The organism is Streptomyces sp. NPDC127098 (assembly GCF_042722465.1).
GTDB lineage: Bacteria > Actinomycetota > Actinomycetes > Streptomycetales > Streptomycetaceae > Streptomyces > Streptomyces millisiae.
The window spans coordinates 80,525-96,597 of the sequence record NZ_JBHXFJ010000027.1 but is presented as its reverse complement, the minus strand read 5'-3'; the positions used below and the strand labels follow the sequence as shown (position 1 = coordinate 96,597).

At 73.6% G+C, this 16,073-nt stretch carries 16 protein-coding genes; 6 read left to right on the top strand and 10 right to left on the bottom strand.

Annotation, left to right across the window (positions count from 1 at the left end; translation table 11 throughout):
- Positions 1–165: 165 nt before the first annotated feature.
- The 6 genes from ACFWI8_RS18915 to ACFWI8_RS18890 form a co-directional block, all read right to left on the bottom strand.
- On the bottom strand, positions 166–1,095 hold the full coding sequence (locus ACFWI8_RS18915; RefSeq protein WP_387092596.1) for a DUF6895 family protein: 930 nt from the start codon (positions 1,093–1,095) through the stop codon (positions 166–168).
- A 21-nt stretch (positions 1,096–1,116) separates the two neighbouring features.
- Complete coding sequence (locus ACFWI8_RS18910; protein WP_387092593.1) at positions 1,117–1,827, bottom strand: hypothetical protein; 711 nt, start codon at positions 1,825–1,827, stop codon at positions 1,117–1,119.
- An 11-nt stretch (positions 1,828–1,838) separates the two neighbouring features.
- Positions 1,839–2,057: a hypothetical protein gene (locus tag ACFWI8_RS18905; RefSeq protein WP_387092591.1), complete on the bottom strand. Its 219-nt coding sequence runs from the start codon at positions 2,055–2,057 to the stop codon at positions 1,839–1,841.
- Between the two features lie 206 nt (positions 2,058–2,263).
- Complete coding sequence (locus ACFWI8_RS18900) at positions 2,264–3,271, bottom strand: sugar phosphate isomerase/epimerase family protein (RefSeq protein WP_387092588.1); 1,008 nt, start codon at positions 3,269–3,271, stop codon at positions 2,264–2,266.
- A 6-nt stretch (positions 3,272–3,277) separates the two neighbouring features.
- A complete protein-coding gene (locus tag ACFWI8_RS18895) occupies positions 3,278–4,453 on the bottom strand; it encodes a Gfo/Idh/MocA family protein (protein ID WP_387092585.1) in 1,176 nt (391 codons plus the stop codon).
- Positions 4,454–4,483: 30 nt separating this feature from the next.
- Positions 4,484–5,680: an ROK family protein gene (locus ACFWI8_RS18890; RefSeq protein ID WP_387092582.1), complete on the bottom strand. Its 1,197-nt coding sequence runs from the start codon at positions 5,678–5,680 to the stop codon at positions 4,484–4,486.
- A 222-nt stretch (positions 5,681–5,902) separates the two neighbouring features.
- Here ACFWI8_RS18890 and ACFWI8_RS18885 point away from each other — a divergent pair, with 222 nt between their 5' ends.
- From ACFWI8_RS18885 to ACFWI8_RS18875, 3 genes are all read left to right on the top strand, one after another.
- Positions 5,903–6,694, top strand: a complete 792-nt coding sequence (locus tag ACFWI8_RS18885) for a VOC family protein (protein ID WP_387092579.1) — start codon at positions 5,903–5,905, stop codon at positions 6,692–6,694.
- Between the two features lie 81 nt (positions 6,695–6,775).
- Positions 6,776–7,648 carry an aldo/keto reductase gene (locus ACFWI8_RS18880; RefSeq protein ID WP_311597810.1) on the top strand — a complete coding sequence of 291 codons (873 nt, stop codon included), beginning with the start codon at positions 6,776–6,778 and terminating at the stop codon, positions 7,646–7,648.
- Between the two features lie 136 nt (positions 7,649–7,784).
- Complete coding sequence (locus ACFWI8_RS18875) at positions 7,785–8,336, top strand: snapalysin family zinc-dependent metalloprotease (protein ID WP_387092575.1); 552 nt, start codon at positions 7,785–7,787, stop codon at positions 8,334–8,336.
- 49 nt (positions 8,337–8,385) lie between these two features.
- Here ACFWI8_RS18875 and ACFWI8_RS18870 read toward each other — a convergent pair whose 3' ends face one another.
- A complete protein-coding gene (locus tag ACFWI8_RS18870) occupies positions 8,386–9,474 on the bottom strand; it encodes an S-(hydroxymethyl)mycothiol dehydrogenase (RefSeq protein WP_387092572.1) in 1,089 nt (362 codons plus the stop codon).
- Between the two features lie 277 nt (positions 9,475–9,751).
- Between ACFWI8_RS18870 and ACFWI8_RS18865 the strand changes: the two genes are divergently transcribed.
- Both ACFWI8_RS18865 and ACFWI8_RS18860 read left to right on the top strand, forming a co-directional pair.
- Positions 9,752–10,570 carry an SAM-dependent methyltransferase gene (locus ACFWI8_RS18865; RefSeq protein ID WP_387092569.1) on the top strand — a complete coding sequence of 273 codons (819 nt, stop codon included), beginning with the start codon at positions 9,752–9,754 and terminating at the stop codon, positions 10,568–10,570.
- Positions 10,571–10,598: 28 nt separating this feature from the next.
- Positions 10,599–11,168: a GNAT family N-acetyltransferase gene (locus ACFWI8_RS18860; protein WP_387092567.1), complete on the top strand. Its 570-nt coding sequence runs from the start codon at positions 10,599–10,601 to the stop codon at positions 11,166–11,168.
- A gap of 78 nt (positions 11,169–11,246) precedes the next feature.
- Here the strand turns inward: ACFWI8_RS18860 and ACFWI8_RS18855 are convergent, their stop codons facing one another.
- The 3 genes from ACFWI8_RS18855 to ACFWI8_RS18845 all read right to left on the bottom strand — a co-directional run bounded on the left by ACFWI8_RS18855 (position 11,247) and on the right by ACFWI8_RS18845 (position 14,440).
- Positions 11,247–12,152 (bottom strand): HpcH/HpaI aldolase/citrate lyase family protein, encoded by a 906-nt coding sequence (locus ACFWI8_RS18855; protein WP_387092565.1) that lies wholly within the window; start codon positions 12,150–12,152, stop codon positions 11,247–11,249.
- Complete coding sequence (locus ACFWI8_RS18850; RefSeq protein ID WP_387092563.1) at positions 12,152–13,387, bottom strand: CaiB/BaiF CoA transferase family protein; 1,236 nt, start codon at positions 13,385–13,387, stop codon at positions 12,152–12,154. Before ACFWI8_RS18850 ends, ACFWI8_RS18855 begins: the two co-directional genes overlap by 1 nt.
- A 126-nt stretch (positions 13,388–13,513) precedes the next feature.
- Positions 13,514–14,440, bottom strand: a complete 927-nt coding sequence (locus ACFWI8_RS18845; protein WP_311597800.1) for a LysR substrate-binding domain-containing protein — start codon at positions 14,438–14,440, stop codon at positions 13,514–13,516.
- A gap of 186 nt (positions 14,441–14,626) precedes the next feature.
- Between ACFWI8_RS18845 and ACFWI8_RS18840 the strand changes: the two genes are divergently transcribed.
- Positions 14,627–15,964 (top strand): CitMHS family transporter, encoded by a 1,338-nt coding sequence (locus tag ACFWI8_RS18840; RefSeq protein WP_387092559.1) that lies wholly within the window; start codon positions 14,627–14,629, stop codon positions 15,962–15,964.
- Positions 15,965–16,073 lie beyond the last annotated feature (109 nt).

Here is a 16,073-nt window from a genome sequence, read left to right as displayed (position 1 = left end):
GGGCGCGGCCGGGGGGGGCGCCCCCGGGCCGCCGCGGCTCCCCGCCGCCCGCGACCGCCGGGCGGGCGCCGCGGCGGGGGCCCCCCCCCGCGGCCGGGGCGTGCTGATCGGCGACGATTTCGCCGATGTGCCTGTTCAGCAGCCCCGCGATGGTGGCCATGGCGCTCATGCCCGACTCCCGCCGGCGGTCGCGGTGGACAGGGCGCGGGAGACGGTGAGGGTGCCGGCGATCGCGGCCACGATGGTGGGGTGGTGGTGGTTGACCCAGGCGCGCTCCGGCTCCGCCGGCGGCGCGGTGAGGCCGTTGGGCATCATGCCGTCCGCGTGCTGGGCCTCCGTCACCTCCTTCCAGACGGTGGGGAAGAGCATCGGCTCGGGCAGACAGGCGCCCACCATCAGGAACTCGAGCAGCAGGTCCCAGAACCTGGTCTCGCGGAACACCTCGACCCAGACGGGCAACCAGCGTCTGACGTACGCGTGCAGCGGTTCCGGGAGGCCGGTGGGGTCGTCGCCCCAGTCGGTGAGGTGGAAGACGGTGTGCGTGACCCCGTAGGCGTTGTTGGCGTCCATCATCCAGGGCTCCGGCGTGCCGCCGAGCCAGGTCTGGGCGACCAACTCGGACGCGGAGCTCGGCGGTTGGACGCCGATCCGGCGGGCGGCCGCCCAGACGGCGAGCCGTCGGCTCGGCACGTGCTCGACCACCTGCGCGGCACGGGTGCCGAGCACCGTCCCGGCGAGCCGGTCGAGCCCAGGGTGCCGGTATCCGACGGGCACGAAGTGGGAGTAGAACTCCATGGCGTGGGTGGCGCCCGGGGAGTGGGTCTGGAGCCGCCAGAGCATGGCGCCCTCGTCGAACTCCCGCCACGCGAAGTCGAGCAGCGCGCGCGCCGTACCGGCCGAGCGCGGCCCCGCCACCGCCTCGCGGACCACCACGCCGGCGACGAGGGCCAGTTCGCCGAGCGCCTTGAGGCTCTCGCCGCTGATCTCGTGTTCCGGCACCTCGCGGTTGAGCGCGAAGCGGCCGCGTAGCCGCCCCAGCCAGTCCACGGCCCGCTCGCCGACCTGCTGGGCCAGGCGCACTGCCATGGCGTCCATGCTGATTCTCCTCGGATGGTCTCAGTGCGAGTCGTTCAGGCGGCGGGCGATGGCGGTCTCGAACCGGACCCGGGGATCGTCGGCGCCGACGGCCTCCAGGAGGTCGAGGATCGGCGGCAGCGCCACCGGGCCCGCGCCGGTGGGGGAGAGCGCCAACAGCCAACGGGAGAGCCGGGCGGCGCTCAGCAGGTCGCGGCGGAGTACCGCGCGCACCAGGCCGCGTTCGACGTCCAGGCGGCGATCGCCGAGTCGCCTGGTGAGCTCGGGGGCGAGCAGGGGGTGTGCCGCGGTGGAGAGGCGGACCAGATCGGCGGCCAGGGTCACCCAGCCGGGGGCGAGACGGCTCGGCGGGCCGGCGGCGGCCAGGCCCTCCCAGCCGGCGGCGTCCACGCCGAGTCGGGCGAGGGCGGCCGCGAGGGCGGCGTCCCTGACGCCCCACAACGCTCCCTCGGGGCCGTGGCTTCGCGGTGCGGGGAAGGCCCGCACCGCGGCCCGCACCAGCGACGCCTCGTCCTGCCGCAGGGGCTGACCCGTCAACAGGAAGGGCACGAGCACGTCAGCGCCCAGCACGCGGACGGCGGCCAGGCCGCCGGCCCGCTGATCCCACGAGTCGAGGCGGAAGCGAGCGGCGACGCCCTCGTCACCGCTCCGCAGGGCCCCGGCCAGTGCGCCGGCCAGGGCCCCGGTGGCCTCCTCGACGGAGCCGGGCGCCGGCTGATGCGTGATCGACATCGAGCGGAGCCTCAGAACGCCAGCGCGCAGGCGAGGTTCTGGATGACGCCCCCGAAGGAGTCCTCGATGGGCTCGTTCTTGCGCGGGTCGGCCGAGAGCAGGGCGGCTCCGGCCGCGAGCAGCAGCGCGGCGGCCTTCACCGAGCCGACGCCGTGAGTCGTCGACGTCTCGCCCTCGGCGATCAGCCGCTCTACGTCGGCCCGCGGCGCGGTTTCGTGGAGCACGGACATGGGATTCCCCTTTCGTTCCAGGATTTCCTGGCAAGGGGCCATATGCCGGGGCCGAGGGGTCGGGAAACCGATTCCGCGGATAACGGAATGGATGGGGCGGGAGGAGAGAAGTGATCCGCTCAGACTTGCTGGGCGGGAATCCGTGTTCCGGCGAACCACGGTAATACCGCAGGGAAGTAATGCGATATTACCGTGGTATCTGTCAATTAGTCGCCGGTGTTGAACGCCGCGTCGAAGGCGGCCGTCGGCGGCTCGATGGCCACCAGTTCCCGGACGCGCGCCAGCGCGTCGGGCGCGCCGATCAGACGGTCCATGCCCGCGTCCTCCCACTCCACCGAGATGGGCCCGTCGTAGCCGATCGCGTTGAGCGCCCGCACGATGCCCTCGAAGTCCACGTCGCCGTGGCCGAGCGAGACGAAGTCCCAACCACGCCGCGGGTCGGCCCACGGCAGGTGCGAACCCATGCGCCCGTTACGGCCGTTGAGTCGCTTCTTGGTGTCCTTCAGGTCCACGTGGTAGATCCGGTCGGCGAAGTCCGAGATGAATCCCAGATAGTCCAGGTCCTGCCACACCATGTGCGACGGGTCGTAGTTCAGCCCGAAGGCCGGACGGTTGTCGACGGCCGCCAGGGCGCGCTGCGTCGTCCAGTAGTCGTAGGCGATCTCGCTCGGGTGCACCTCGTGCGCGAATCGGACGCCCTCGGCGTCGAAGACGTCGAGGATGGGGTTCCACCGGTCCGCGAAGTCCTGGTAGCCGGCCTCCACCATCGCGGCCGGCACCGGCGGGAACATGGCGACCGTGTGCCAGATCGACGAACCGGTGAAGCCGACCACGGTGTTCACGCCGAGCGCGGCCGCCACCCGGGCCGTGTTCTTGATCTCCTCGGCGGCGCGCTGGCGCACCCCCTCGGGCTCGCCGTCGCCCCAGATCCGGCCCGGCAGGATGCCCCGGTGCCGCTCGTCTATCGGGTGGTCGCACACGGCCTGACCGACCAGGTGGTGCGAGATGGTGAACACCTTCAGGCCGTGGCTCTCCAACAGCGCCTTCTTGGCGGGCAGGTAGTCCGGCTCGGCGACCGCCCGGGCGATGTCCAGATGGTCGCCGGAACAGGCGATCTCCAGACCGTCGTAGCCCCAGCCGGCGGCCAGCCGGCACACCTCCTCGAAGGGCAGGTCGGCCCACTGACCGGTGAACAGAGTGACGGGACGCGACATCGCGGCTCAACTCCTTACGGGTTGTGAGGACGAAGTGTCAGGTTCGATCCTGGTGTAGCGGCTCTCGTTCGCGGCGCTCTCCTCCACGGCGGCCAACACGCGCTGCACGTGCAGCCCGTCCTCGAAGCCCGGCTCCGGGTCGGTGCCGGCCGCGACGGCCTCGAGGAAGTCGCGCGCCTGGTGGGTGAAGGCGTGCTCGTAGCCGAGGCCGTGCCCCGGCGGCCACCAGGCCGCCACGTAGGGGTGCTCCGGCTCGGTCACCACGATCCGGCGGAAGCCGGCGCCGGCGGCCGGCTCGGTGGCGTCGTGGAACCACAGCTCGTTCATCGACTCGAAGTCGAAGGCCAGGCTGCCGGCGGTGCCGTTGAGCTCGATGCGCAGCGCGTTCTTGCGCCCGGCGGCGAACCTGGTGGCCTCGAAGACGCCGAGCGCCCCGCCGGTGAACCGGCCGGTGAACACGGCCGCGTCGTCCACGGTGACCTCGCCCCTGGTGCCCTCGGGGGCGCCGGGCAGCGGACGGCTCTCGACGAAGGTCGCGGTCTGCCCCGACACCCCGTCAAGACGGTCGCCGACCAGGTGCTCCGCCAGGTCGGTGATGTGCGAGCCGATGTCGCCGAGCGCCCCGGAACCGGCGCGTGCCCGGTCGAGACGCCAGGTGAACGGCGCGTCCGGATCGTGCAGCCAGTCCTGCAGGTAGGCGGCGCGCACCTGGTACACCCGGCCGATCCTGCCCTCGGCCACCATCCGCCTGGCCAGGCTGAGCGCCGGGGTGCGGCGGTAGGTGAAGCCGACCATCGAGCGCACCCCGCGCTCCCTGGCCCGCCGGGCGGCGGCGACCATCGCCTCGGCCTCGGCGACCGTGTTGGCCAGCGGCTTCTCGCACAGCACGTGCTTGCCGGCCTCCAGCGCGGCGATCGCGATCTCCGCGTGACTGTCCCCGGGGGAGCAGATGTCCACGATCCCCACGTCGTCCCGGTGCACGGCCTGCTGCCAGTTGTCCGTGGCGTGTTGCCATCCGAGCCGGGCGGCGGCCTCCTCGGTCCTGGCCCGGTCGGTGCCCGCCACGATGGTCATCCGCGGCTCGAGCGAGGGCCCGAAGAAGGCCCCCACCGAACGCCAGGCGTGGGAGTGCACGCGGCCCATGAAGGCGTGGCCGATGAGTGCGACACCGAGAGCTTGCATCGTGAAGTCCGATCGATTGGTCGGGGGCGGTCAGGGGGTGGGGGAATCCGGGTGCCGGTAGGCGAAGACCCGGTCACTGATGAGGCCGGCGGCGCCCACCACCCCGGCCGCGCCGCCGAGTTCGGAGAGCACCACCGGCAGGTCGCTGGTGGCCAGTGGTGTCGAGCGGCGGTAGAGCTCGCTGCGCACCTCGGCGAGCAGGGTGTGGCCGAGCCCGGCGACGCCGCCGCCGACCACGATCATCGACGGGTTGAAGAAGTTGACCAGGCCCGACAGGACCCGGCCGAGCCGCTGCCCGCCGCGCCTGACGAGTTCGAGGGCGGCGGGATCGCCCGAGGCCAACGCCCAGGACACGTCGCGCGCCGAGAGCTCGCCGTGCTGGGCCAGCCGGTCGGCGAGCAGCCGCGAGCCGCCGTCCGCGGCCAGCGCGTGCGCGTCCCTGGCCAGGGCCGCGCCGCCGAACCACGCCTCCAGGCAGCCGGTCCTGCCGCAGGCGCAGACCGGGCCCGCGTCCTCCAGCGCGATGTGGCCGATGTCGCCGGCGCTGCCGGTGCCGCCGCGGTGCACCTGACGGCCGGCGACCACGCCGCAGCCGATGCCGGTGCCGAGCTTGACGAAGAGGAAGTCGGGCACCGCCCGGGCCAGGCCCACCTGGCTCTCGGCCAGCGCCATGGTGTTGGCGTCGTTGTCCACCAGCACCGGGCAGCCGAGCCGCTCGGCCAGCGCGTCCCGGACCGGGTAGCGGTCCCAGCCGGGCATGATCGGCGGGGTGACGGCGCAGCCGTGCAGGAAGCTGACCGGGGCCGGGATGCCGACGCCCGCGCCGTGCAGCTCGGGCACCGTGCCCGAGGCACGCAGCCGGTCGACGAGCTCGACCACCCGGTCGAGCACCGCCTCCGGGCCGGCCCGCACGTCGCAGGGTTCGGCCAGGTGCTCGAGCACCGACAGCCGGCCGTCGGTCACGGCCACGTCGAGCGAGGTGGCGCCGACGTCCACGCCCACGAACCGCAGCCGTGAGGAGAGCCGGACCAGGCCCGAGGGACGGCCACCGCTCGACGCGGCGTGCCCGGCCTTCTCGATGAAGCCCAACTCCTCGAGGCGGCCGAGCTCCTGGCCGATCTTGGACCGGGAGAGACCCACCCGCGCGCCGAGGGCGGCCGGCGGCAGCGGGCCCTCGGTGCGCAGCAGAGCCAGGATGCGTGGCTGGTGGCTGTTCTCCACTCGCATGCGCACTCCTGGTGTCTGCTCGGTTCAGGCTGTCCCAGTTCTTGCAGTTCTTGCACTCTATGCAAGAAGTTCGCTCAGCATTTAAGCCCGGCGGTCGTGGTGCTGGCAATAGTGCGGCACAAGTCCCCGTGCCCCGGCTGGACCCGCCGACGGGCGATTGTCAGTGCCGGGTGTAAGGCTGGCTTCCGGGGAACCCGATCTCGGGCGGTGGAAGGAAGGCCCATGATCACGACCGACTATGTCACCGGCTCACCCTGCTGGCTCGATCTCGGCGCGCCGGACGTGGCGGCGGCCGCCGCCTTCTACGGCGCCGTGTTCGACTGGCAGTTCGAGTCCTTCGGTCCCGACGCCGGCGGCTACGGCGTCTTCCGGCACGAGGGCAGGTCGGTCGCGGCCGCCGGCCGGCTCACCGAGGAGGGGGCTCGCTCGGCCTGGATGATCTACTTCCGCGTGCACGACGCGGACACCGCGGTGCGGGCCGTCGAAGGCGCCGGCGGTGCCGTGCGCACCCCGCCGGTGGCGGCCGGGGACGCCGGCCGGATGGCCCAGTTCACCGACCCCCAGAAAGCGCAGTTCGCCGTCTGGGAGCCGGGCGCCAACCAGGGCCTGGAGAAGGTGGACGACCCGGGCGCCCTGATGTGGACCGAGCTGTACACGACGGACGCGGCCGCCGCCAAGGAGTTCTACGGCCGCCTCTTCGGCTGGGAGACGCAGGACATGACGCTGCCGGGCGGCGGCGGCAGCTACGGGCTGATCAGCCCCCAGGGCGGGGGCCAGGAGCGGATGCAGGGCGGCGTCATGCAGGTGAGCACGGACCTGCTCACCCTCACCGACGGCCGGCCGTACTGGCACCCGGTGTTCCATGTGACGGACTGCGACGCCGCGCTCGGCCGGATCACGGGGCACGGCGGCAGGGTGCAGATGGGCCCCGAGGACGCCGAGGGCGTGGGCCGCCTCGCCGTCTGCGTCGACCCGGCCGGCGCCGACTTCGTCGTCCTCACCCCGAGCGGCTGACGGGGCGGCGGCCGGTCCCGGGTGGGCACCGGGAGCGCCGTACCGAGAGAGCTGAACCGAGAAAGGGAGACAGGGAGCAGCATGAGCACGCACCCCGACGACCGACCAGCAGGCGCCTCCGGCACGCTGACCATCGGCGGCGACCTCGTCGTCAATCGCCTCGGCTTCGGCGCCATGCAGCTGACCGGGCCCGGTGTCTGGGGCCAGCCGCGCGACCCGGACGAGGCGGTCCGGGTGCTGCGCCGGGTGGTCGAGCTCGGCGTCACCTTCATCGACACCGCCGACTCCTACGGCCCGTTCGTCAGCGAGCAGCTGATCCACAAGGCGCTCGCCCCCTACCCGGAGGACCTGGTCATCGCCACCAAGGCCGGCCTCACCCGCGCCGGCCCCGACGACTGGCGGCCGGTGGGCCGTCCCGAGTACCTGCGCCAGCAGGTCGAGTTGAGCCTGCGCCACCTCGGGGTCGAGCGGATCGACCTGCTCCAGCTGCACCGCGTCGACCCGAAGGTGCCGCTCGAGGACCAGCTGGGCGAGCTGGTGCTGCTCCAGCGGGAGGGCAAGATCCGGCACATCGGGCTCTCCGAGGTGAGCGTCGAGGAGATCGAGCGGGCCCGGCGCACCGCCCGGGTCGTCTCCGTGCAGAACCTGTACAACCTCGCCACCCGGCAGGCCGAGGACGTGCTGGAGTACGCCGAGCGCGAGCAGTTGGCGTTCATCCCCTGGTTCCCGATGGCCACCGGCGAGTTGGCGAGGCCGGGCGGCCCGTTGGACGGGATCGCCAGGCGGCACGGCTCGAGCCCGTCCCAGCTGGCGCTCGCCTGGCTGCTGCGCCGCTCCCCGGTGATGCTGCCGATCCCCGGCACCTCCCGGGTCTCGCACGCCGAGGAGAACGTGGGCGCGGCCGGAATCGTCCTCAGCGACGCGGAGTTCGCCGAGTTGGCCGACGCCGTCTGAGCGGCAGCGCGTGCGGCCGCCGGCTCCGGCCGGCGGCCGCACGCATGGAAGGAGCCGGGCGCGGGCAGACCCGAGATGGCATGAGAAGTGTCATGCGCATGACCTCATCTCGACTCGTCCCTCCGGGAGGCTGATCGTGACATTGGCCAAGGCTGCCAGGGTGCTGCTGACCACGCTGCTCGCGGCCCTGCTGTGGACCGGTGGCCAGGCGGTGGCCGCGCCCCAGGAGGCGGACGGGCGACCGCTCGCCGCCCGGGTGCTGACCTACGACGCCAGCGGCAGCGCCGAGTTCGCCGCCGCGGTGGCCAGCGGTGCCGCCATCTGGAACGAGAGCGTCAGCAGCGTCGACCTGGTGCCCGTGCAGGCCGGCCAGCGCGCCAACATCCGGGTCGTCGCCGACGACGGCTGGCCGCGCGCCCAGACCACCAGCCTGGGCAACGGCACCGTCTGGATGGGGCGCCAGGCCGTGAACGAGGGGTACAACACCATCCGGATCGCCGCCCACGAGCTCGGCCACATCCTCGGCCTCCCGGACATCAAGCCGGGGCCCTGCAGCAGCCTGATGTCCGGCTCGACCGCCGGCGTCTCCTGCACCAACCCCTACCCCAACAGCAGCGAACGCTCCCGCGTCGAGAGCGCCTTCAGCGGCGCGCTCGCCGCCCGGGCGCCCGCGAGCTACCTGGACTGAGGCCATCCGCCGGCGGCCCGCCCCCGGCCGGCCGCCGGCCCGCCCCGCCTCACAGCACCACCACCGAGCGCAGCACCTCGCCGGTGCCCATCCGGCCGAAGGCCGACTCCACCTCGTCGAGGGCGATCGTCTCGCTGACGAAGGCGTCCAGATCGAGGCGGCCCTGCAGGTGCAGGTCGACCAGCATCGGGAAGTCCCGGGACGGCAGGCAGTCGCCGTACCACGACGACTTCAGCGCCCCGCCCCGGCCGAACACGTCGAGCAGCGGCAGCTCGATCGTCATCTCCGGCGTCGGCACACCCACCAGCACCACCGTGCCGGCCAGGTCGCGGGCGTAGAACGCCTGCCGGTAGGTCTCCGGGCGGCCCACGGCCTCGATCACCACGTCGGCCCCGAACCCGCCGGTCAGCTCCCTGATCGCCTCGACCGGGTCATGCTCCCGGGAGTTCACGGTGTGGGTGGCGCCGAGCCGGCTCGCCGCCGCCAGCTTCCGGTCGTCGATGTCCACCGCGACGATCCGCGCCGCGCCCGCGAGCCGGGAGCCGAGCACCGCCGCGCTCCCCACCCCGCCGCAGCCGATGACCGCCACGCTGTCCCCGCGGCCCACGCCGCCCGTGTTGATGGCGGCGCCGATCCCGGCCATCACGCCACACCCCAGCAGCCCGGCCACCGCGGGCGACACCGCGCCGTCCACCCTGGTGCACTGGCCGGCGGCCACCAGCGTCTTCTCGGCGAACGCGCCGATGCCGAGCGCCGGCGTCAGCTCGGTGCCGTCCTCGGCCAGTGTCATCCGCTGCCGCGCGTTGTGCGTGTCGAAGCAGTACCAGGGCCGGCCGCGCCGGCAGGCCCGGCAGCGGCCGCACACCGCCCGCCAGTTGAGGATGACGAAGTCGCCCGGCGCCACCTCGGTGACCCCGGGCCCCACCGCGTCCACGGTGCCGGCCGCCTCGTGCCCCAACAGGAAGGGGAAGTCGTCGGTGATGCCGCCCTCCCGGTAGTGCAGGTCGGTGTGGCAGACCCCGCAGGCCAGCACCCGCACCACCGCCTCGCCAGGACCCGGGTCGGGCACCAGCACCCGCGCCACCCGTACCGGCTCGTTCCTGCCGGGTGCGACGACACCCCGTACCTCCTGCGTCATGGCCTGACCGCCCTTCCTCGGCCGGTGTGTCACGGGCCGCTGCCGCGACTCCGCCTCGATCCCCGCATGGTTCTCGCTCCCTGGGAAGGTATCCGGATCACGGGCGGAACCCCTGGTCGTGAACCGGCCAGGCTGGCGGCCGTAACCCGCTGTGAAACAAAGGAGGTTACGGTTACCGGGACCCGCGTGGTCCTCGGTCGGGGAACCACCCGTCCGGGTTAGTCTGACCCGGCACGAACTCACGGGTAACAGTGGCAACTTGAGGGACGGAGCTTCGGTGGTGGAGCAGGATGGCGGCTCGGCGGACGTCCAGTCGGCGGACATCGATCTGAGCAGGCCGAGCATCGCCCGCGTCTACGACGCGGTGCTCGGGGGCAAGGACAACTACGAGGTCGACCGGGTGGTCGCCGACCAGGTGCGTCTCGACATGCCGCACATCAGCGACGTGGGCTGGTACAACCGGGCCGTGCTCGGCCGGGGCGTGCGCTACCTGGCGGAGCAGGCCGGCATCGACCAGTTCATCGACCTCGGCGCGGGCCTGCCGACGCTGGAGAACACCCACCAGGTGGCCCAGCGGCACAACCCCGACGCGCGGGTGGTCTACGTCGACATCGACCCGATCGTGCTGGCGCACGGCCGGGCGCTGCTCGAGGAGAACGAGAACACCGCGGTGGTCACCGCCGACCTGCGCGAGCCGGAGAAGGTGCTCGCGCACCCGAGCGTGCGGCGGCTGATCGACTTCTCCAGGCCGGTGGGCGTGCTGCTGGTCGGGATCCTGCACCACCTGCACGACGACGAGGGCCCGAAGGCCATCGTCGACGCCTACATGGACGCGGTGCCGGCCGGCAGCCACCTGATGATCACCGCCTTCTGCGACACCGGGCCCGAGGCCCGCGCCGTCCAGGAGACGATGCTGGAGTTCCTCGGCACCGGCCGCTTCCGCACCCTGGAGGAGATAACGGCCTACTTCGACGGGTACGAGCTGTTGGAGCCCGGCGTGGTGGCGCTGCCGATGTGGCGCCCCGACGGACCCGTCGGCACCCCGCTGTCCATAGCCCAGCGGCTGATGGTCGGCGGCGTCGCCCACAAGGGGTGAGCGGCCTCGGCCGTGCGAGGCTACGGCCGTGAGCACTTCGGACGACCTGTTCTTCGACCTCGGGGGCGGTGTCCTGCTCCGCCCCACCGAGGAGGGCGACCACACCGCCCTGGCCGACGCCCAGCGGCGCAACCGGACCCACCTGGCGCACTGGAGCCCCCGCCGGCCCGAGAGCTTCTACACGGCGGAGGGCCAGGCCGCCAGGATCCGCGCGGGAGCCGAGGAGGCGGCGGCCGGGCGGCTCGTGCCGTGGCTGCTGGTGGAAGGCGACCGGGTGGTGGGCGCCGTCACGCTCTCCAACGTGGTGCGCGGCCCCTTCCAGAGCGCGGACCTGGGGTACTGGGTGGCCGCTGACCGCACGGGCCGCGGCCTCGCCGGCCGGGCGGTCGCGTACGTGTGCGCCGACGCCCGGGACCGGCTCGGTCTGCACCGGGTCGCGGCGGCCACGCTGCTCCACAACGCCGCGTCCCAGCGGGTGCTTGCCAGGAACGGCTTCGAGCCGATCGGCGTGGCCCCGCACTACCTGCACATCGACGGCGCCTGGCGCGACCACCGGCTCTTCCAGCGGATCCTGCACGATGCGTTGCCGGCCGATTAGCCGCTGTTTCGCCGATCTTTCCTTGGCCGCGACGTCAGTTACGGCGCCTCGCCGCGTTTCCCCGGCGCCGCGGCAGCCCTACGGCCCCGCGCTCCCGCCACCGTGGCGGGCCAGCAGTGCGCGGGCCGTGGCCGCCATCGCCTCGTCCACCATCTCGCCCTCGAAGGCGACCGCCCCTGAGCCGGCCGCCCGGCCGGCCGCCACGGCCGCCACCAGCCGGGCGCAGCGCGCGAGTTCCGCCGCGCTCGGCGAGAACACCTCGTTGATCACCGGCACGTGCGAGGGGTGGATCGCCATCATGCCGGCGTAGCCCAGCGCCCGGTTCTGCTCGGCGAAGGCCCGCAGCCCGGTCAGGTCGGCGATCCGGGTCCACAGGCCGCCCACCGGGTGGGCCACCCCGGCCGCCCGCACGTCGAGCAGTACCCGGGAGCGCAGCTCGCGCGTCTCGGTGCCCTCCGGGCTCCAGCGGTAGCCGACGGCCCGCTCCACGTCGCCGCCCGGCGCGGTGAGCGCGCCCGCGTAGCCGACGCGCGGGACGGCCCCGGCAATCTCGAAGGCCGAGCGCAGCCCGCGCGCCGTCTCCAGCAGCGGCACCAGCGCGAAGGTGCCCGGGGGAAGGCCGTGTTCCTGCTCGCACCAGCCGAGCAGCCGGTCCGCGAGCCGCACCTGTTCGGCGTCGCTCACCTTGGGCAGCACCACGCCGGCGAGCCCGGTCCTGGCCACCGCCCGCAGTCGGGCCGCCGCCGGCCAGTCGTCCAGCGGGGGGATCCGGACGAACAGCGCCGTCGCCGGCTCGGCCGCCGCGGCCACCGCCGCCGCGACCCGCTCGGTCGCGGCCGGCCTGTCGGCCTCCGCGACCGCGTCCTCCAGGTCGAGGACGACCGCGTCGGCGCCGGCCGCGACGGCCTTCGGCAGCCACTCCGTCCGGTTGCCCGGCACGAACAGCATCGAGCGCAGCGGCGGCCGCGCGATCCCGGACGCCATCAGATGACCCCGTTCTCCGCCAGGCTCGCCACCTCGTCCTCGGAGAGCCCCAACCACTCCCGGTAGACGAGCTCGTTGTCCTGGCCGAGCGCGGGTCCCGAGCGCCACACCTCGCCCGGGCGCCGCCTGAAGTGCGGGATCACCGCCTGCATCCGCACCGGGCCGAGGTCCGGGTCGGGCACGGTGACGATGTCCTCCCGCTCCGCGTAGACCGGGTCGGCCGCGATGTCGGCCGCGCTGAACACCCGGGAGGCGACCACCTCGGCCTCGGCGAACGCCGCCAGGCACTCGTCGGTGCCCCGCTCGGCCACCCACTCCCGCAGCCCCGCGTCCAGCCGGGCCCGGCCGGCGTGTTGCCGCTCGACCGTGGCGAACTCCTCGTCGGGCAGCCCCAGCAGCCGCGCCACGTTGCGCACCGAGCGCACCGTGGCCGAGGTGACCGTGAGCCACTCGCCGTCCCGCGACCGGTAGGTGTTGATCACCGCCGCCGGGGCGACGGCCAGCTGGTTGCCCGAGCGCTCCGGTACCTCGCCCAGCTGGTCGTGCACGATCACCTGCCACTCGACCAGCCGGAACAGCGGCTCGAACAGGGCCAGATCGATCCACTCGCCGTCGAACTCCGGGTCTGTGGCCCGGCGGTGCAGCGCGGCGAGCACCGCGTACGCGCCCATCAGCCCGGTCACCGCGTCGCCGTGCGAGAAGCCGGTGTGCACGGGCGGCCCGTCCGGGAAGCCGGTCAGGTGCACGACGCCGCTGCGCGCCTCGCCCATCTTGCCGAAGCCGGGGGCGTCCGCCCGCGACGAGGTGGCGCCGTAGCCGGATATCTGGAGCAGCACCGCCCGGGGGTTGAGGCGGTGCACCGACTCCCAGTCGAGGCCCCAGCTCCGCAGCCGGCCGGCCCGCATGGTGACGATGACGACGTCGGCCCAGGCGACCAGGCGGCGCGCCACGGCCCGGCCCGCCTCGTGGTGCAGGTCGAGCGTCACCGACCGCTTGTTCCGCCCGGCGACCTTGAACCACAGCGGCACCCCGTCCCGGCGCGGTCCCATCGCGCGCGCCGGGTCGCCGGCGCCCGGCGGTTCGACGTGCACGACGTCCGCGCCCTGGTCCGCGAGCATCGAGCCGGCCAGTGGCCCGGCCACCACGTGGGCGAACTCCACCACCTTCAGCCCGCGCAGCTGCCCCCGCCGGGGCCCGTCGAGCACTTCCCGCCGTTCGCGCTGTCCGTCCGGCACGCCTCGCTCCTCACCGCCGTCGTCGAGCCTTCAGCGTGCCCACCCCGACCGATGCCCGTCCAGCAAAAGAAGGTCCTGAAGCCATGCGGTTTTCGCATGAGTCGAAGAGGGGCGACCGGTGCTCCGTCAGGCCGCCCAGGAGACGCCGGTCGGCAGTTCGCCGCCCGAGGTCCTGAACTCCCCGAGGGTGGCGAGGAACCGCTCGGCGGCCTGCGGCAGCGAGCGCCGGGTGCGCAGCACGAGGTCGAGCCGCCGGTCCACCACGGGTTCCACCAGCGGCCGGCAGACGACGGGCCCGGCGCCGAGCAGCGGCAGCACGAGCGCCGGCAGGGCCGTGACGCCGAGCCCGGCCGCGACCAGGCCGCCGACCGTGGCGACGCTGACGGCCTCGGCGGCCGGCGCCGCCGTGGCGTCGATCTGGGCGAAGGCGGCGTCGGTGAGCCGGCGCACGCTGGAGTCCCGCCCCACGGCGAGGAACGGCCGTCCCGCCAGGTCGCCCCAGCGGACCTCCGCCCGCTCGGCCAGCGGGTCCCCGGCCGGCAGCACGGCCACGAACCGGTCCCGGATCAGCGGTTGGCCGGTCAGCTGGTCGGTGGGGCGGCCCATGGTGGTGATGGCGAAGTCCGCGTTCCCGGCCGACACCCGCGCCAGCACGGCGCGTTCGAGACCGTCGAGCAGCCGCACCGAGACCCGCGGGTGCGCCGCGCGGAAGCCGGAGATCGCCCGGGGCAGCAGCACGGCCGCGACCGAGGGCAGGGTGGCGACGGTGACGGTGCCGGACTCGCCCTGCAGGAAGCGCCGCAGCTCGGTCATGCCGGCCCGGTGCGCGGTGATGATCTGTTCCGCTATGCGCAGCGCCTCCACGCCGGCCGGGGTCAACCGGACGTTGCGCGTGTTGCGTTCCAGCAACTGGGTGCCGAGCAGCCGCTCGAGGTCGGCGACCACCCGGCTGAGCGAGGACTGCGAGACGTGCAACTCGGCGGCCGCCGCGGTGAAGCTGGCGGCGCGGGCGACGGCGGCGTAGGCCGTGAGCTGGCGCAGGGTGGCATCCATGGCCAGGGAGCATAGGTGCGCGACGCCCCCAGTGATGCGCAGATCGCATAAAAGAATCTCGGTTTGATGCTGGACGCCGATCTGTGGTGGCTCGGAAACTCTCCTGCAACGCGCCGGGGCCCGCCCGCCCCGGGGCCGCCTCCCCGCGTGCCGCCGGGGGCCGTTCCCCGAGAAAGCGAGCCACCCATGCTGGCAACCCTGGGCTTCGCCACGATCGCCGTCTTCCTGCTGCTGACCATGACCAAGCGCGTCTCCGTGCTGGTCGCCCTGGTCCTGGTGCCGGTGGTGGCGGCGCTCGTCGGCGGGCACGCGGGTGAACTCGGCGACCTGGTCCTGGACGGGTTGACCACGGTGGCCCCCACAGGCGTCATGATCGCCTTCGCGGTCCTCTACTTCAGCCTGATGGTGGACGCCGGCCTCTTCGACCCGCTGATCCGGGCCATCCTCCGGTTCGCGCAGGGCGATCCGCTGCGGATCACCGTCGGCACGGCCGTGCTCACCATGTGCGTGGCCCTGGACGGCGACGGCGCCTCCACCTTCCTGATCACCGTCTCCGCGCTGCTGCCCGTCTACCAGCGGCTCGGCATGAGCCCGCTGGTGCTCTCCGGCGTGGTCTGTCTGGGCGCCGGGGTGATGAACATCGTGCCCTGGGGCGGACCCACGGTGCGGGCCATGGCCGCGCTGGACCTGGAGAGCTCCGACCTGTTCACGCCGGTGCTGCCCGCGATGGTCATGGGCATCTGCTGGGTGCTGGTGGCGTCCTGGCTGATCGGTCGCCGCGAGCGGCGCCGGATCGCCGCGCTCGGCCCGGGTGAACTCCCCGTGGAGCCGCGGGAGTCGGCCGGGGAGCCGGCGGTGGCGGGGGAGGGGCCGGGCACGTTGCGGCTGCCGGAACCCACCACGCCGCGTTGGCTCACCGCCGTCAACCTGGCCCTCACCGTCACCCTGCTGGTGGCGCTGATCGCCGAGGTCATGCCGCTTCCGGTGCTCTTCGTCCTCGGCTTCACGGTGGCGCTGGTCTTCAACCACCCGACGTGGGAGCGCCAGCAGGAACTCCTGGAGCGGCACGGCAAGAACGTCGTCCTGGTCACCACGATGATCTTCGCGGCCGGGGTGCTGACCGGCATCCTCACCGGCACCGGGATGATCGACGAGATGGCCGGGGCGCTGGTCGACGCGATACCCGGCGCGCTCTCCGACCGCCTGCCGGTGCTGGTCGCCGTCACCGGCATGCCGCTCAGCCTCGTCTTCACCCCGGACGCCTACTACTTCGGCGTGCTCCCGGTGCTCGCGGAGACCGCCGCCGGCTCCGGAGGCGACCCGGCGGAGGTCGGCCGGGCCGCCCTCCTCGGCCAGATGACCACCGGCTTCCCGCTCAGCCCGCTCACCGCCTCCACGTTCATCCTGGTCGGCATGAGCGGGGTGTCCCTCGGCGAGCACCAGCGCTTCATCTTCCGCTGGGCCTTCGCCACCACCCTGGTGATGACCGCCGGCGCCCTGCTGACCGGCGCGTTCGCCCTCTGACGGGTGGGGGCTCCCGCCAGTGAGCCGGCCCGCCTCGCCTTCCTTGCCCCCGCACCGCGCGAGCGGCACCAGCCGCGCGGGCGGCCCGTCGCCGGCGCTCCCGCGCCGT

Coding starts and splice junctions, on each gene's coding strand:
- ACFWI8_RS18880 (WP_311597810.1), top strand. CDS start 6,776: ATGAGCACGCACCCCGACGACCGACCAGCAGGCGCCTCCGGCACGCTG.
- ACFWI8_RS18915 (WP_387092596.1), bottom strand. CDS start 1,095: ATGGACGCCATGGCAGTGCGCCTGGCCCAGCAGGTCGGCGAGCGGGCC.
- ACFWI8_RS18895 (WP_387092585.1), bottom strand. CDS start 4,453: ATGCAAGCTCTCGGTGTCGCACTCATCGGCCACGCCTTCATGGGCCGC.
- ACFWI8_RS18910 (WP_387092593.1), bottom strand. CDS start 1,827: ATGTCGATCACGCATCAGCCGGCGCCCGGCTCCGTCGAGGAGGCCACC.
- ACFWI8_RS18855 (WP_387092565.1), bottom strand. CDS start 12,152: ATGGCGTCCGGGATCGCGCGGCCGCCGCTGCGCTCGATGCTGTTCGTG.
- ACFWI8_RS18845 (WP_311597800.1), bottom strand. CDS start 14,440: ATGGATGCCACCCTGCGCCAGCTCACGGCCTACGCCGCCGTCGCCCGC.
- ACFWI8_RS18840 (WP_387092559.1), top strand. CDS start 14,627: ATGCTGGCAACCCTGGGCTTCGCCACGATCGCCGTCTTCCTGCTGCTG.
- ACFWI8_RS18870 (WP_387092572.1), bottom strand. CDS start 9,474: ATGACGCAGGAGGTACGGGGTGTCGTCGCACCCGGCAGGAACGAGCCG.
- ACFWI8_RS18885 (WP_387092579.1), top strand. CDS start 5,903: ATGATCACGACCGACTATGTCACCGGCTCACCCTGCTGGCTCGATCTC.
- ACFWI8_RS18900 (WP_387092588.1), bottom strand. CDS start 3,271: ATGTCGCGTCCCGTCACTCTGTTCACCGGTCAGTGGGCCGACCTGCCC.
- ACFWI8_RS18890 (WP_387092582.1), bottom strand. CDS start 5,680: ATGCGAGTGGAGAACAGCCACCAGCCACGCATCCTGGCTCTGCTGCGC.
- ACFWI8_RS18905 (WP_387092591.1), bottom strand. CDS start 2,057: ATGTCCGTGCTCCACGAAACCGCGCCGCGGGCCGACGTAGAGCGGCTG.